The sequence below is a fragment of the Paracoccus litorisediminis genome, from assembly GCF_009711205.1.
Classification (GTDB): domain Bacteria; phylum Pseudomonadota; class Alphaproteobacteria; order Rhodobacterales; family Rhodobacteraceae; genus Paracoccus; species Paracoccus litorisediminis.
In genome coordinates this window covers 33,056-48,616 of record NZ_WMIG01000025.1, presented here as the reverse complement: position 1 = coordinate 48,616, position 15,561 = coordinate 33,056, and the positions used below count along the sequence as shown (strand labels likewise).

Annotated in this window: 14 protein-coding genes and 1 riboswitch; of the genes, 1 reads left to right on the top strand and 13 read right to left on the bottom strand. The window is 66.0% G+C overall.

What is annotated here, in order from left to right; all coding sequences use genetic code 11:
- Window positions 1-1,410: 1,410 nt before the first annotated feature.
- From cobF to cbiE, 6 genes are all read right to left on the bottom strand, one after another.
- Window positions 1,411-2,166, bottom strand: coding sequence for a precorrin-6A synthase (deacetylating) (gene cobF / locus GL300_RS23105; RefSeq protein WP_155042047.1), 756 nt, complete (start codon window positions 2,164-2,166; stop codon window positions 1,411-1,413).
- 60 nt (window positions 2,167-2,226) lie between these two features.
- A complete protein-coding gene (locus GL300_RS23100) occupies window positions 2,227-2,901 on the bottom strand; it encodes an energy-coupling factor ABC transporter permease (RefSeq protein WP_155042046.1) in 675 nt (224 codons plus the stop codon).
- 58 nt (window positions 2,902-2,959) lie between these two features.
- Window positions 2,960-3,144: riboswitch (cobalamin riboswitch) on the bottom strand.
- An 11-nt stretch (window positions 3,145-3,155) separates the two neighbouring features.
- On the bottom strand, window positions 3,156-4,478 hold the full coding sequence (locus GL300_RS23095; RefSeq protein ID WP_155042045.1) for a cobyrinic acid a,c-diamide synthase CobB: 1,323 nt from the start codon (window positions 4,476-4,478) through the stop codon (window positions 3,156-3,158).
- On the bottom strand, window positions 4,471-5,265 hold the full coding sequence (gene cobM, locus GL300_RS23090; protein WP_155042044.1) for a precorrin-4 C(11)-methyltransferase: 795 nt from the start codon (window positions 5,263-5,265) through the stop codon (window positions 4,471-4,473). Before cobM ends, GL300_RS23095 begins: the two co-directional genes overlap by 8 nt.
- On the bottom strand, window positions 5,262-5,630 hold the full coding sequence (locus tag GL300_RS23085; protein ID WP_343043179.1) for a cobalamin biosynthesis protein: 369 nt from the start codon (window positions 5,628-5,630) through the stop codon (window positions 5,262-5,264). Before GL300_RS23085 ends, cobM begins: the two co-directional genes overlap by 4 nt.
- Window positions 5,627-6,823 (bottom strand): precorrin-6y C5,15-methyltransferase (decarboxylating) subunit CbiE, encoded by a 1,197-nt coding sequence (cbiE, locus tag GL300_RS23080; protein ID WP_155042042.1) that lies wholly within the window; start codon window positions 6,821-6,823, stop codon window positions 5,627-5,629. Before cbiE ends, GL300_RS23085 begins: the two co-directional genes overlap by 4 nt.
- Here cbiE and GL300_RS23075 point away from each other — a divergent pair.
- Entirely contained in the window at window positions 6,822-7,574 is a 753-nt protein-coding gene (locus GL300_RS23075; RefSeq protein ID WP_155042041.1) for a cobalt-precorrin-6A reductase, read from the top strand. The genes cbiE and GL300_RS23075 overlap by 2 nt on opposite strands.
- Here GL300_RS23075 and cobJ read toward each other — a convergent pair.
- The 7 genes from cobJ to GL300_RS23040 are packed head-to-tail and all read right to left on the bottom strand — an operon-like array spanning window position 7,547 to window position 15,484.
- Window positions 7,547-8,299 (bottom strand): precorrin-3B C(17)-methyltransferase, encoded by a 753-nt coding sequence (gene cobJ / locus GL300_RS23070; protein ID WP_155042040.1) that lies wholly within the window; start codon window positions 8,297-8,299, stop codon window positions 7,547-7,549. The two genes, GL300_RS23075 and cobJ, sit on opposite strands and share 28 nt — an antisense overlap.
- A complete protein-coding gene (locus GL300_RS23065; RefSeq protein ID WP_155042039.1) occupies window positions 8,296-9,024 on the bottom strand; it encodes a precorrin-2 C(20)-methyltransferase in 729 nt (242 codons plus the stop codon). The genes cobJ and GL300_RS23065 overlap by 4 nt, the downstream gene beginning before the upstream one ends.
- The gene (locus tag GL300_RS23060) at window positions 9,021-9,650 is read right to left on the bottom strand and encodes a precorrin-8X methylmutase (RefSeq protein ID WP_155042038.1); all 630 of its coding nucleotides are present in this window, start codon (window positions 9,648-9,650) and stop codon (window positions 9,021-9,023) included. Before GL300_RS23060 ends, GL300_RS23065 begins: the two co-directional genes overlap by 4 nt.
- Window positions 9,651-9,653: 3 nt before the next feature.
- Window positions 9,654-10,814, bottom strand: a complete 1,161-nt coding sequence (gene cobG, locus GL300_RS23055) for a precorrin-3B synthase (protein WP_155042037.1) — start codon at window positions 10,812-10,814, stop codon at window positions 9,654-9,656.
- Entirely contained in the window at window positions 10,811-14,053 is a 3,243-nt protein-coding gene (gene cobN / locus GL300_RS23050; protein WP_155042036.1) for a cobaltochelatase subunit CobN, read from the bottom strand. Before cobN ends, cobG begins: the two co-directional genes overlap by 4 nt.
- Window positions 14,054-14,068: 15 nt before the next feature.
- Window positions 14,069-15,121, bottom strand: coding sequence for a cobalamin biosynthesis protein CobW (cobW, locus tag GL300_RS23045; protein WP_155042035.1), 1,053 nt, complete (start codon window positions 15,119-15,121; stop codon window positions 14,069-14,071).
- On the bottom strand, window positions 15,122-15,484 hold the full coding sequence (locus tag GL300_RS23040) for a DUF1636 family protein (RefSeq protein ID WP_155042034.1): 363 nt from the start codon (window positions 15,482-15,484) through the stop codon (window positions 15,122-15,124).
- Window positions 15,485-15,561 lie beyond the last annotated feature (77 nt).

Here is a 15,561-nt window from a genome sequence, read left to right as displayed (position 1 = left end):
TTGGGAAAGAAAGGCTTAAGACGCTCCATCTGTGCGTCAGACAGCCAGAAAAGATTGCTCATCGATCAGGTCTCCTCGCGGAGCCTGAATCACGTCATCACAGTAAAATCAATGGGTCCTGACCCTAAGCGTGGGGGCAACCTCCTGCGCATTGCCGATCACGGGAAATGCGGCCACAAGCAAGGCCGGAGAGGCTGTCTTCAGGTTCATGGCTTACCCTCATTGTGAGCATCACAGAAACGATGAGGGACAGGTTCCCATCCTCTGGGCAGTTTCCCTTGGGTGAATTGTTTTCTTTATGAAGAAAAATTTTGCCGTGCCGAATTCGACATCAGAATGATGACTTACCGCCCCAGATCGCAGACAAATGCGCAGAAACTGCGCAGTTTCAGCAGCGATTTGTTACGAGTCGGAAGCCTCTTCCCCGTGATCCAAGTCAACTGCATTCCGAGCCCGATGGGGCCCCGCCGCGTCATTGATCCGAAAGGTCGCACGAGCCGGACATGCCGGCCACGCTTGTCAGGAGCCGCGTCCGACCACCCTCAAGAAGCAATCGCGATCGGTAAAGCGCCGCATCAAGTTCAGGAGCACAACTTCGCAGCCGAAAATCTACAAGATGCCCATCCTGAACGCTGCGCTTTCCAGATGACTTTCTGGCACGCACGGCGTTCTGAACCGATCAAGCACTCGCGAGGTCGGATCGATAAGCGAGAAATGCCCACTCAATAATCATATTTTTTGGCAACGCAAAAATACTGTTAATCTTTTCAATTTACCAATTATCAACCAAAATAAGTGTCGCTAGGTCAAAAAAAAACGTGCGTCACGAAATCGATTAATAAGGACAATCGCTCCCACAACCTGATGGAGATGGACGTGATTGAACCAATATGGTTATAGGTCAACCGCATAAACGGACAACCAAGGTCACTTACAATTAATGCCTGTGTACGCAGCCAAAAATGGGGCTGAGACTATAAAGACAGCGCTTGTTCATTTCAATCATTCCTCGAATAACGACCTACCCGGATATACGGACGCCGAAGTGGAAGCCGAACGATGGCGACATGCTGGTATATGCGGCAGTTTTGCGTGCGGTCACCTTCGGCGACACCGTTCGCGTCGGTTTCGGCGGCTCCTTATCGCAGCTGGTTGATCGCGTGTTGATCCGCGGTTCGACCTATCTGCACCACAACATTGATTACGAAGCGGCCAACAAGACCCTCTTTCTGCCCCGGCCACGCCCAGCCCCGCGCCGAGCAGAAAGAAGCCATCGCGCTGCGTTCGGGCCACTTCTGCAGGAAGTCAGCCTTGTCGTGTCGCCCCCACCAAATACGATAAATGCACGTCACGAAACATGGCCGGAAAATGGCTTGGGTCCAGCCACAAGGCGAAGACACCGCGCTATGGTCAGTACGCACCCGCCTGCCCGACAGATCGCCGCAGCAGATAGGTGTCCATGATCCAGCCATGACGCTCACGCGCCTCGGCGCGGCGTGCGATGATGCGAGGGCCTGCCTCGTGCAGCGCGCCAGCCTCAAGGATCTGATCGGACATGCAAAGGAAAGCGCCCCACCAGATGGTCAGCCCCTCGGGATCAAGCATTTGGAAACTGCATTCGCCGTCCAGCATGACAACGATGGTCTCGGCCCCCTTGGGCCAGCCGTGATCGCGCAATTGGCGGCCCGTCGTCACCGTCACCGCACCATTGACAGTATTGAAGGGAATGGCATGCGCCGCCGTCAGCGCCTGAAGGGCGGTAATGCCCGGAACGACCCGCAGCCGCGGTTTTGGGTCCAGGCGTCCGGCAATCCGCAGCGTGCTGTCATATAGCCCCGGATCGCCCCAGACCAGCAGCGCGACCGGCCCGCTGCGCCCTGCATCCTTGACCGTTTGCGCCCAGATCGTCGCAATCTGGTCATGCCACCGCTCAACCCGCTGACCATAGGGCAGTGCCGCATCCCGCTGCGGCATGTCGAATTCGACGACCTTGCCCGCCGCGCCGCAGTCCCGCAGGATCTGGTGGCGCAGATGCGCCAGATCCTCCTTGCCCGTGCCTTTGCGGGGGATCAGGATCAGATCGGCCTCGCGCAGGGCCTGAACCCCCTCCAGCGTCACGTGGCTGGGATTGCCCGTGCCAATGCCGACAAGCCACAGTTCCTGCATCCGTCACTCCTTGGGAATGGGGCGGACCCGACACGGCCCGCCCTCTGGTTGAAGCCGCGTTCAGGCCGCGTAAAGCCTGCGCGTCACCAGCGCCGTCTGGCCCGACGGACGCAGCGCCTTGGCGAGCGCCAGCGCGGCAAGATCGGCGACGGGTTCAATCAGTACCACCAGCATGTAGGCTGCACCGAAACTGACGATCGAGGCCATGTTCTCGGCCCCGAACCCGTGGCCGTAGATCGCCCAGAAGGCCACCCAAGCCACCACGCCGCCCTGATAGGCCAGCGACAGCTTGAGCACATCGGTATATTTCAGATCGACATAGGCGGTGTCGGCGGGAATGACCCGACGCGCCAGAGTATCGATCACGAAAAGCGGCATCAGCAGCGTCGTCACGTTCACGAAATACATCGGCAGATCGGTCGGGGCAAAGAACATCCCCTGCACCAGCAGGCCCAAGGCCAGACCCAGTGCCGCAGGCGCCGCTCCAAGGATCAGGAACAGCGTCGTGCCAAGGATAAAGTGCACCTCAGAGATGCCAACGGGGAAATGCGGCAGGATCTCGAAAAAGACAAAGGTGGTGGCGGCCCCGATCACGCTGCGCAGCGCGAAGGAGCCGGCGTGGTGATGCTTCAGATCATCCAGCGCCAGTTTGACGGTATAGGCGGCGGCAGCGGCGGCCGTGCCATAGGCCAGGACCATTTTGGCCCCGTCCACGATTCCGGGTTCGATATGCATGTCAGTCATCCTGTATCTGTGCCGCCCCTCCGGCGGCGATTGCGCCGCATCGCGCGGCAAGGATTTTTCATCTGCGGCAGGTCTCCTGACTTGCGGGTCAAGGCGGGGGTCGGTCCTTCCCGGCGTTGGGGCCAGTGGTTGTTCCGCTCCGCTCTCCGCTTACAGTTGCGGGGGCAGTCCGGGTCTTGCACCCGGTTCCCTTTTCAGCCGCCCGAGGGCAGCACCGAAGATGATCGGTGGTCATGTGTTGCCGGTCAGCCTCCTTCCGTTGCGATAAGATGAAAGAATGTGCCGGTGACGTTGCCGCGTCGCGATCCGGTCTCGGCCACGGGCGATCCGTCGGCATCAAAGACCGCCGCAAGGGCGCTGTCCGGCTGTTCAAGGATGGTCGAGTAATGGAATTCGTGCCCGCGCAGGACCGCGCCCACCGGATGGCCGGGCATGCCCGAGGACAGGACCGCCCGGCGATAGCCCAGATGCAACCTGCGCTGTTGATACGAGGTGACCAGACCCAGCAGGCCCGCCATGGGATGCGCCACCCCTTGGCTGTCCACCAAGGTCTGTCCCAGCACCATGTAGCCGCCGCATTCGCCATGCACCGGCCTTGTCACGGCATGTTGCCGCAGCCCGGCATGGAAGCGTGAGGCCGCAGCCAACCGCCCGGCATGCAGTTCCGGATAGCCGCCCGGAAGCCAGACCAGATCGGCCCCGGCATCCGGGGCCTCATCCGCCAAGGGTGAAAAGGGCAGGATCTCGGCCCCGGCCTCATGCCAGCCTTCCAGCAAATGCGGATAGGTGAAGGAAAAGGCCGCATCACGGGCAAGGGCGATGCGCTGCGCCGGGGGGCGTGGTCCCCGGCCAGCTTGCGGCGGTTGGCTGCCCCGCGCGGCGGCAATGATCGCGCTTAGGTCGACATGCTGGCGCAGAAAGGCCGCATATTTGGCGATGGCGGTTTCCAGATCGGGATGCTCGACCGCTTGGATCAGGCCCAGATGACGCTCGGGCAGGGTCAGGTCGCCGCGCCGGGGCAGCGCGCCAAGGACCGGCAGGCCCGCCTGCTCCATTCCCAGCCGGACCAGCCGCTCATGCCGGGGGCTGGCCACCCGGTTCAGGATTACCCCGGCAATGGTCAGGTCGGCGGCATAACGGGCAAAACCCAATGCCGTCGCCGCCGCCGATTGTGCCTGCCCGCTCACGTCAATCACCAGCACCACCGGCCAGCCCATCGCCCGCGCCGTCTCCGCGCTGGAGCCGAAACCGCCAAGCCCTCGGCTGGCCACGCCGTCGAACAGCCCCATCGAGCCTTCGGCCACGCAGATATCGGCCCCTGCCGCCCGCGCGGCAATTGCACCGAACAACCCTTCACCCATCGCCCAATTATCCAGATTGAACGAGGCCCGGCCACTGGCGGCGCGGTGAAAGGCCGGGTCGATGTAATCCGGCCCCGACTTGAACGGCTGCACCGTCAGACGATCATCAGTCAGCGCCCGCAGCAGCCCCAGCATCACCGTCGTCTTGCCCGTCCCCGAGGCCGGGGCCGAGATCATCAGCCCCGGAGGCCAGCCGCGATCAGTCATCGCCTTCGCTCCAACCGGCCCAAGGGCTGGCAACGGATTGCGGGCGATAGCGGCGGTCGTAATCCGGCGCATAAAGGCGGCTTTCCTGAAAATCGCCCGACCCCAGCGCGTGGCCCACAAGGATCAACGCGGTTCGCTCGATCCCCTGACCGATCTCGACCTCGATCGTCGCCAGTGTCGCACGGACAATGCGCTCATCGGGCCAGCTTGCGCGCCAGACCACGGCGACCGGGCAATCCGCGCCGTAATGCGGGATCAACTCGGCTGTCACCCGCGACAGGTTCTGGATCGACAGATGCAGCGCCAGCGTCGCCCCGGTCGCGCCGAAGGCGGCCAGCGTCTCGGAAGGCGGCATCGACGAGGCCCGCCCCGAGGTCCGCGTCAACACCACCGATTGCGCCACGCCCGGCAGGGTCAGCTCCGCACCAAGCGCCGCTGCCGCCGCCGCAAATGACGGCACGCCCGGCGTCACCGTATAGGGGATGCACAGCGCGTTCAGGCGACGGATCTGTTCGCCCATCGCCGACCAGACCGACAGATCGCCAGAATGCAGCCGCGCCACATCCTGCCCCTTGTCATGGGCGGCGCTGATCTCGGCCATGATCGCATCCAGATCCAGTGGTGCAGTGTTTACGATCCGCGCGCCGGGCGGGCAATGGGACAGCACCGCCTCGGGGACCAGCGATCCGGCATAAAGGCAGACCGGCGAGGCCGCGATGATATCGCGCCCGCGCAGCGTCAGCAGGTCGGGAGAGCCGGGACCGGCTCCGATGAAATGCACGGTCATGGGCCTTCTCCTATGGCTATGGCGCAGGTGGCGAGGCGGTCGCCCGAAATGACGCGCGGCGTGATCAGCCGCGCGTTTCGACCGGCAGCGGCCAATGCCGCCGCCTCGGCCATGCTGCCCGTCCCCCGCGCCTGCAGTGAGGCGGGCGAGCGGGTCGGCGTAAGTTGCACGGCGATTGGGTCGGGTGTTACCCCGATTGCCGGAATGCCTGATGCGGTGGCGAAATCCTGAAAACTCCGGGCTGTCGATTTGTCGTCGGCGGTGGCCAGCAGATCGACCGCACTTCCACCCGAGGCGCGCGCCAAGGCATCCGACAGGCTGCCGACCGAGGCCGAGGCGCGAAATCCAAATCCCGCGACGATCACAGGGTGACACTCCACTGAACGACCGGATAGGCCGCGTCCCATGCCCGCTTGCTGCCAAGCGGCACGGCCCTTGCCAGTGCGATCTTCATCAGATCACCGCCCAACCGGGCCTGCCATTCGGCCAGCAGCGCCTCGGATTCCAAGGTCACTGCATGGGCAACCAACCGCGTGCCACGGGGCAGATGCGCGAGATGTTCCAGAAGTGCAGCGGACAGACCGCCGCCGACAAAGACCGCCTGCGGCAGGGGCAGCGCCTGCAAAGCCTCGGGGGCGGCGGCATGGATGACCCTAAGCCGGTCGACCCCCAGCCGATCCGCGTTGACCCGGATACGCGCGGCGCGATCGGCGCGCGGCTCGATGCTGATCGCCGAGGTCGTGGGATCGGCCAGCAGCCATTCGATTCCGATCGACCCCGACCCGCCGCCGATATCCCACAGCAATTCGCCCGGCTTCGGGGCCAGCGCCGACAGCGCCAGCGCCCGGATCGGGCGCTTGGTGATCTGGCCGTCGCTTTCGAAGAACTCATCCGCGATCCCCGAGCATCTGGGCAGAGCCTGCCCCGTCCCCGCGCATTCCAGCGCCACCGCCACGGGATGCTGGAAATCCTGCGTGTCGACCTGATGCGCGACAAGCCGGGTGCCCCTTTCCCGAGGCCCGCCAAGCGCCTCCAGCACCGCCAGCTGACTGTCCCCGAAACCCAGATCCGCCAGATAGTGACCCAGCTCCCGGACCGCCGCGCCGTCGCGCAGCAGCACGATGGCCTTGGTCCCCGGTGCCAGATGCGGGCGCAGCCGGGTCAGTGGGGCCGCGTGCAGGCCAAGGCAAACCACCTGTTCAAGCGGCCAACCCAGCCGCGACGCGGCCAGCGAAAAGGTCGAGGGACCGGGGATCGCCTGCCATTCGTCGCGGTCCAGTTCGCGTGCAATCACGCTGCCTGCCCCGAACCAGAACGGATCGCCCGAGGCCAGAACCACCACCCGACATCCCCGGAACCGCATCAGCACCGGCAAGCCGTCCGCGAAAGGCACCGGCCAGACGATACTTTCGGCCACCAGATCGGGAAGCAGGCTCAGATGCCGGGACGGGCCCATGACGATCTCGGCCGATGCCAGCGCCGCATGGCTTGCCGGGGACAGCCCTTCCGGTCCATTTTCGCCGACGCCAAGAATGGTCAGCCACGGAGTTCTAGCCATGCGTTTCAATGTCCTGATCCTGGGCGGGACGACCGAGGCGCGCGAACTGGCGCGCCGCATGGCCGATGCGGGCATGATCGGCACCATCTCGCTGGCCGGACGGGTCGAAAACCCCCGTCCCCAACCCCTGCCGCATCGCGTGGGCGGCTTTGGCGGAGCCGAGGGGCTGGCCCGCCACATCGCCGACGGTGGTTACAGCCATGTCGTCGACGCCACCCATCCCTTTGCGGCGCGGATCAGCGCCAATGCGGTCGCGGCATGCGCCGAAACCGGTGTGCCGCTGATCCGGCTGACCCGTCCGCCATGGCAACCGGTTGATGGTGATCGCTGGACCCACGTTCCCGACATTTCGGCGGCCTCTGCCGCGCTGGAGGGACCGGCAAGGCGGGTGATGCTGGCGGTGGGGCGGCAACACCTGTCGGATTTCGCCGGAAATCCCCAGCATTTCTATCTGCTGCGACTGGTAGATCCTCCCGTGGACCCTTTGCCGCTGCCCAATGCGCAAGTCATCGTCGATCGCGGACCGTACCGGGCCGAGGGTGACCGCGCCCTGATGCAGACGCATGGAATCGACATGGTCGCATCCAAGAATTCCGGCGGCGGCGGAGCCTATGCCAAGATCGAGGCCGCGCGGTCGCTGAACTTGCCGGTGCTGATGATCGAGCGTCCGACGCTGCCCCCGGTGACGGAAGTGCATGAGGTCGACGCGGTGCTGCGCTGGTATCATGCCAGCACCGAACGCGGCGTATAGACGATGGGCGCACCGCCACGCCGGATCACCCGCGTGGCGGAAGACCCGACCAGAACCACGGTGCGCATGTCGGCCATCTCGGGCCGCGCGTCAGACAGGCTGACCACCGTCAGTTCCTCATCCGGCGTCGAGACTGCGCGGGCGAAGACCAACACCCGCCCCGGTTCGCAGCATTCGCGCAGGATGTCCAATGTGCGGGCAAAGCCCTCGGGGCGGGCTTTTGAGCGGGGGTTGTAAAGCGCGATGGCGAAATCCGCCTCGACCGCCAGCCGCAATCGGCGCGCGATCAGATCCCAAGGCTTCAGGTTGTCGCTCAGGTTGATCACGCAGAAATCATGGCCAAGGGGGGCGCCAGCCCGTGCCGCCGCCGCCAGCATTGCAGTCACACCGGGCAGGACGCGGATATCCAGATCGCGCCATGCCTGCGGCCCGGTCTCCAGCGCCTCGAACACGGCCGAGGCCATGGCGAAAACGCCCGGATCGCCCGAACTGACGACGGTGACGCGACGGCCAGCGGCCGCCATGGCCAGCGCATGCCGGGCGCGGTCAAGTTCGACCCGGTTGTCGCTTTCGTGCAGCACCAGCCCGGCGCGCGGGGCAATGCGTCGCACATAAGGGATGTAGCCGACGATATCGGTGGCCTCATTCAGTGCCGCCGTGACTTCCGGCGTGATCATGCGCGGATCGCCCGGCCCCAGACCGGCGATGACCAGCCAACCGCTCATGGCCGCCGCCCCTGTCCATGGACAATCACGATCGAGAAATAGGGCACGGTTCGTTCACCCGCCTCGGCCAGGGGGATGGCGCGCTCGGCCTCCATGCTGGCGCATTCGACCAGCCACGCGCGGTCAAGCTTGCCTGCCAGTTCAAGCGCGCGGCGCACCTTGGGCAGGTTGCGGCCGACCTTCATCACCACGATGGCATCGGCGTCGGACATGCGCCGGGCCAGATCCAATTCAGACATGGTGCCCAGAAGGACGGTCAGCACATCATCGCCCCATGTCACCGGAATGCCGGTGACGGTCCATGCCGCCGACATGCCGGTGATCGCGGGCACGACATGAACCGGAACCCGGCCTTGCAACCGGGCGTGCAAATGCATGAACGAGCCGTAGAAGAAGGGATCGCCTTCGCACAGCACGACCACATCCTCACCCGTCTGGGCCAAGGCGACCAGATGCGTGGTGACCTCGGCATAGAAGCCCGACAGGGCCTGGTTATAGGCGGGGTCGTCCAGCGCAAACTCGGTCGTGACCGGGTATTCCATCGCGAATTCGATAGCATCGGGGCGCAGCATGCCGTCGACGATGCCGCGCGCGCGCCCCGGTCGCCCGGCCTTGCGGAAATAGGCGACGTGGCGAGCGCCGCGCAGCAGCCTGTCGGCGCGCACGCTCATCAACTCGGGGTCGCCGGGGCCAAGGCCGACGCCGTGGATGGTGCCGCAGGTCATTCCGCGCGGCTCGCAATGGCGTTGATGGCGGCGACGGTGATGGCGCTGCCGCCCAAGCGGCCCTTGACGATGACGCAGGGCGCGGGCTGCGCGTCCCACAACGCCTGTTTGGATTCCGCGGCACCAACAAAGCCGACCGGGCAGCCGATGATCGCCGCGGGGCGCGGGCAGGAAGGGTCCTCGAGCATTTCCAGCAGGTGGAACAGCGCGGTCGGCGCATTACCGATGGCGACCAGCGCGCCGCCCAGATGCGGCCGCCACAGTTCCAGCGCGGCGGCGGAACGCGTCGTGCCCAGTTGCGCGGCCAGACCGGCAACCTCGGGGGCGTGCAAGGTGCAGATCACCTCGTTCCCAGCGGGCAGACGCGGGCGGGTCACGCCTTCGCTGACCATGCGCGCATCGCAAAGGATCGGCGCGCCGCCCTGCAAGGCCTGCCGCGCGCGGGCCACCATGCCGGGGGAAAAGCGGATCTGCTCCTCCAGCCCGACCAACCCGGCGGCGTGGATCATGCGGACCGCCACCGTTTCCTCATCGGCATCGAAGCGGTCAAGGCGGGCCTCGGCCCGGATCGTCGCGAAGCTTTCGGCATAGATCGCCGCGCCGTCGGTTTCATAACTATATGGCATGTTTCATCCGCCCAGAATTTCGTGGATTTGCGCCAGAGACAGCGCACGATGTGCGGGTGGGTCCCAAGCCGTACCGTTCCTGATCAGGTCAAACCCGCCCGATCCGCCCAGCAGCGTGAAATCGGCGGGCCCCGGCTGGGCACAACCCTTGGCGCAGCCCGAGACATGCAGCCGCGCCCAAGGCGGCAGCGATGCGGCAAGCTCTCGCGCCAGATCACGCGTCGCGATATTGGCCTGCGGGCAACCCGGCGATCCCGTGCAGGCCTGAACCCGCAGGATCGGATCGGCGGGATATTGGATCATGCCTTCGGGGACGCTGGTGGCCGTCACCCCCGGCAGAAAGATCATCCGCCACGGGGTCATGCGCAGAACCGGGGCTCCGCTTGCCGCAAGCTGACGCAGGGCTGGGGCCGGAAGCAGTCCGAAGGCCGCCCCAAGGCATAGCCCACCCGCCTGCACACCCGGAACGGGCGCTGCTGCCGCTGCATGGGGCGAATGCGTGCCGTCCAGATCCGTAGGCAGGATTGCGCCCAGCCCCAGATGGCGGGCCATCCGCCCCCTGCCATCCGAACCCACGCCACCCGAGGCGGTGAACCACCGCGCCAGATCCAGCGCCAGCCGCACCGCCGTTTCCGCATCGGGCACAAGTCGACCCGTGGGGCAGCCATCGGCACGCAGGATCAGCCCGGCAGGCCCGGCTTCAATGCGGATATCACCGCTGATTTCAGCCAGCTGACGCTGCGGGCCAGTATCCACAACAAAGCCGAATTTCGACGGAAGCGCCGCAAACTCGGGCAAGGCCAGACCCTGCATCAGCCCCGCCGCGATACGATTCTGCACATCCGGCCCGACAGGCCGAAACGGGTCGAGCACGATATTGCGCCGCGCCTCGACCTCGGCATCGGCATCCAGCAGGTCCAACTCGGCCAGCGCCTCGATCAGCGGGGCATGGGAGTCATCGGACAACCCGCGCAATTGCAGGTTCGCGCGGCTGGTCAGCTCGATCAGGCCATTGCCATGCAATTGCGCCAGATCGGCCAAACCCGTCGCCTGAGCCGGGGTCAGTTCGCCCAGCGGCGGCCGGACCCGCAGCACCAGCCCGTCGCCCGCCATCATCGGTCGTCGCGCGCCGGGGCACCAGCCGCGAATGACGGGCGCGGTCATGGCTGATCCTCCATCGTGGCAAGGATCGAATTGCGGCGGGTCTGCCACAGGCCTGCCGCGTGCAGTGCGGCGAAGCGTTGCTGCATGGCGTCGAAGGCCTGCGGGTTCGCGTCCCGCAGAAAACCCGCGACCGCGCCATCCCCCAGCGTCGCGTCCCAATACAGGTCGAACAGCGCCGAGGGGACCACGCCCGCCAGATGCGCAAAGGCTGCCATGTTTTCCAAGGTCGCCGCGATTTCGGCCGCGCCGCGAAAACCGTGCCGCCGCATGCCCGCGATCCAGCCCGGATGCGCGGCGCGGGCATGGGTGACGCGGGCGATTTCCTCGGGCAGGCTGCGGGCGCGGGGGCGCGTCGGATCGGTCGCGTCCAGATGCAGCAGCGCCGCCTTGCCCCCGGTGACCGACATCGCTGCGGCGAAGCCCGCCTCATGCGCGGCATAATCCTCGGCCAGCAGCAGGTCGGTTTCCGGCAGGTCCTGCACATGGACAAAGGCATCCGCGCTGCGGACACGCTGTGCGATGCCCCTCGGGTCATGCGTAACCCGGTCGCCATCCACTGCCCAGGTTGAGGCGGCAAGCCATGCCTCGCCGGCCTTGCGGCGACCGGTTTCAGAGTAATCGCCCAGAAAATCACCCATCCCCAGACCGAAACTGCCCGGCTCTGGGCCAAAGACGCGGGCCAAGTCTTGACCGCTATAGGGGTTCCAGTCCGGGCTTTCGTCGCGTGCGGCCAGCGCCCGCACCGCCTGCTGGAACAGCGCGGTCAGCGTCGGGAACAGATCGCGGAACAGGCCCGAGATGCGCAGGGTCACGTCAAGCCGGGGCCGGTCGAGTTCCGCGATCGGCAGGATCTCGATGCCCGAGACCCGCTCGCTGCCCGCGTCCCAGATCGGGCGGACGCCCAGCAGGACCAGCGCCATGGCAAATTCCTCGCCCGCCGTGCGCATCGTGGCCGAGCCCCACAGGTCAAGGATGATGCCGCGCGGCCAGTCGCCATGATCCTGCAGATGCCGCCGCACCAGCTCATCGGCCAGCAGCCTGCCTTGCGCATAGGCCGCACGGCTGGGCAGGCTGCGCGGATCGGTCGTGTACAGATTGCGCCCGGTCGGCAACACGTCCCGGCGTCCGCGCCAGGGGGAACCGGCTGGCCCCGGCTCGATCCGACGCCCGGCCAGCGCGTCAAGCAGGGATTGGCGCTCGGCCTTGGCGCAGGTGCGGGCAAGTTCGTCGGACAGGTCGGGCGCGCGCCCCCAGACATGCAACCCGTCGCCGAACTGGCTGTCCTTCACATCGCAAACAAAGCGGTCGATGTCGGGGATCGCACTGGCGTCGCCCGCGATATCAAGTCCCGCGCGTGCCGCCTCATCAAGGATATCCCCGGTCAGACGATCGCGGCGTTTCGGATCAAGCCCGTCGGCATTCGAAAACTCGTCAAGCAGCGTCTCCAGCCGCGCCAACCGATGCGGCGTGCCCGAAACCTGCTGCGGCGGCGGGACATGACCCAGCGTGACCGCACCGATGCGCCGCTTGGCCTGTGCCGCCTCTCCAGGGTCGTTGACGATAAAGGGATAGATCACCGGCAGATCGCGGATCAGCGCCTCGGGCCAACAATCCGGCCCCAAGGCAACGGATTTGCCCGGCAGCCATTCCAGCGTGCCATGCGCGCCGACATGAACCAGCGCATCGGCCTGCTGCCGCAGCCAAAGGTAAAAGGCGACATAGGCATGGCGCGGGACGCGGGACAGGTCGTGGTATTCGGCGGCACGTTGGCCGGGCTGTCCCCGCTCGGGCTGAAGGGCGACGATGGCCTTGCCGCGCCGGACCGCCGCAAAGGCAAAGCCTGCGGGCGTGGCATCCGGGTCGTCCTTGGGGTCGCCCCAACTGGCGGCAAGCGCGTCGCGCAGCGACTGGGGCAGGCGTGACAGGGCAGCAAGGTAATCCGCCATCGGCCAGTGAATGCGCGCCTTGGCCAGCGAGGTCAGCTCGCCGCCGGGCGCGATGTCATGACCCGCCTGCGCAAGGTCCTGCAAGATCGCCTCGGCCGAAGCCAAGGCGTCCAGCCCCACAGCATGGGCCATGTTCCATTCCCGTCCCGGATAGCTGGACAGAACGACGGCCACCCGACGCTGCGGGGCGCTGGTCGCAGCCAGACGATGCCAGCCCACCACCCGGTCAGCGATGGCCGCGATCCGCTCGGGATCGGACAGATGCATCACCCGCGCAAACTCCAGATCGGCATCGGGGGCCGCCGCCGATTTGAAGGAGGCGACACCGGCAAAAATGCGCCCGTCCACCTCGGGCATGACCACATGCATGGCCAGATCGGCGGGGGACAGCCCCCGATCCGAGGCGCGCCATGTCTGCCGGTCCGAGGTCGCAAGCGCCACCTGAAACACCGGCACCCCGGCGGCATCCAGCGGCGAGGCCCCCATCTCGCCCCGCGCGGAAAAGGCTGTCGCGTTGACGATTGCAGCGGGGCGCAGATGCGCCACCTGCCCCGCCACCCATGCCGCCGCCGCATGTTTCAGCGACGGCACGAACATCGCCACGGCGCGAAACCCGCGCGTATGAAAGCTGCGGATCAGGGCCGCGATCGGGTCCAGATCGCCTGCCAGCAGATAGGAGCGGTAGAACAGGATCAGGATCAACGGCTGGCTGTCGTCCGGCTGGGCGTCAGACATGACACCCGCGTCCTGCGTCCAGAAGCCATGCTCCGGTAGCGGAGGGGCGGCATCGATGTCTGCGGCAGGCAGTCCGGCTGCCTTGGCCAGAATGCCCAAAGCGGTCAGCGCCGCGTCAGCGCCGCCGGAATCGCAAAGCGCAGCCAGCCGGGCCAGCACCGGGGCCGGAAGGGTGGATGCCGCATCCAGCCGCGGATCGGGGCGACCATCGGCGGGCAGGACCGCCAGCGCGATGCCATTGCGGCGGGCCAGCGCCCCGATCTGCTGCAAGCCATAGGGCCAATAGGCCGTGCCGCCGATCAGCCGGATCAGGATCGCCCGTGCCCCGGAAAGCGTCGTCTCGACATAGGTATCGACCGAAACCGGATGGGTCAGCGCCGCGATATTCGCCAAACGCAGCCCCGGCAGCTGCCCCGATGCGCCATGCCATGCCGCCGCGAAAGCGCCAAGGTCGCTGTCCGAGAAGGACAGCACGACCATATCCGCAGGGCTTTGACCAAGGTCACGGGGGACCTCGGTTTCCTCAAGCCCGTGGCTTTCGCGGAAGACGACATGCATGCGGGTCGGTCCCTGTCACGCGTCCAGCGGTTGCGGCAGCAGCAGGGCGCGGATCGCCTGCGCATCGATGTCGTGATGTTCCCCGATGACGACCAACCGGCCTTGGCGCGCCTCATCCGGCCGCCATGCCCGGTCGAACTGATGGCGCACCCGTGCCCCCACCGCCTGAACCAGCAGCCGCATCGGCTTGCCGGTGACGGCGACATGACCCTTGACACGCAGGATGTTTTGCTCGCGCGCCAGCCCCTCGATCCGTTCGACCAGCGGCGCGGGGTCGTGGATTTCGGGGATATCGATGACCACGCTGGCAAAGTCGTCATGTTCGTGATCATCGGCCCCGTCGTGATGCGAGGGGCGCGCGGCCAGATCATCCTCGGCCGCAGCACCAAGGCCAAGGATCACGCGCGGATCGACCGCGCCTTCGGCGACCTCAATGATCGGCAGGGCGCGCGGTGCCTCGGCAAGGATCACTTCACGCGCGCGGGCCACGCCATTGGGGCCGGCAAGGTCGGGCTTGGTCAGCAGCACGATATCCGCGCAGGACACCTGATCGCCGAACACCTCGGACAGCGGGGTTTCATGGTCGATGCTGTCATCGGCCAGACGCTGGCGGTCCACCGCCGCGACATCGGGCGCGAAACGGCCCGCCGCGACCGCCTCGGCATCGGCCAGCGCGATCACGCCATCCACGGTAATGCGCGAGCGGATGGCGGGCCAGTCAAAGGCACGCAGCAGGGGCTTGGGCAAGGCCAGCCCCGAGGTCTCGATCAGGATGTGATCGGGGCGGGGATCAAGCGCCATCAGCGTCTCGATGGTCGGGATGAAATCGTCGGCCACGGTGCAGCAGATGCAGCCATTGGCCAGCTCCACGATGTTTTCCGCCGGGCATTCCGGGATGGCGCAGCCTTTCAGGATGTCGCCATCGACACCGAATTCGCCGAATTCGTTGACCACCACGGCCAGCCGTTTGCCGCCGGGATTGCGCATCAGATGCGAGATCAGCGTGGTCTTGCCCGATCCCAGAAAGCCGGTGATGACGGTGACGGGAAGTTTTTCAAGATTGGCCATTCATTCGGTCTCCATGGGGGGAATGCGGGCGATGCAGTTCTTGCGGAAATGCAGGGGGCGGTCGCGCCATGGCACCAGCCCGTCGGGGGCCTGCACATATCTGGCCGCGCCGTCGCGGATCGCCTCCAGATGGGCCGAGGCGTCGATATTGCCGTAGACATAGGTCCAGCGCCCCGCGCCGCGCAGCGCGATGGTGCAACCACGCGAGCAGTTGGACAGGCATTGCACGCCGGTGACGGTGATCGTCCCGGCAAGCGCGTCGGACAGGCTGGACAGCACGGCCTCGCCGGTTACCGCCGGGTCAGCCGCGTTCTTGCAGCAGGTGCAGACCAGCAACTCGGCTGGTTTTGGTCGTATCGTCATCATCCTCACCCACCGAAGGACGGACGAGGGGAAAATGGTGACGAAACGGCCCGGAAAGGCTGCCTATCTCCATACCA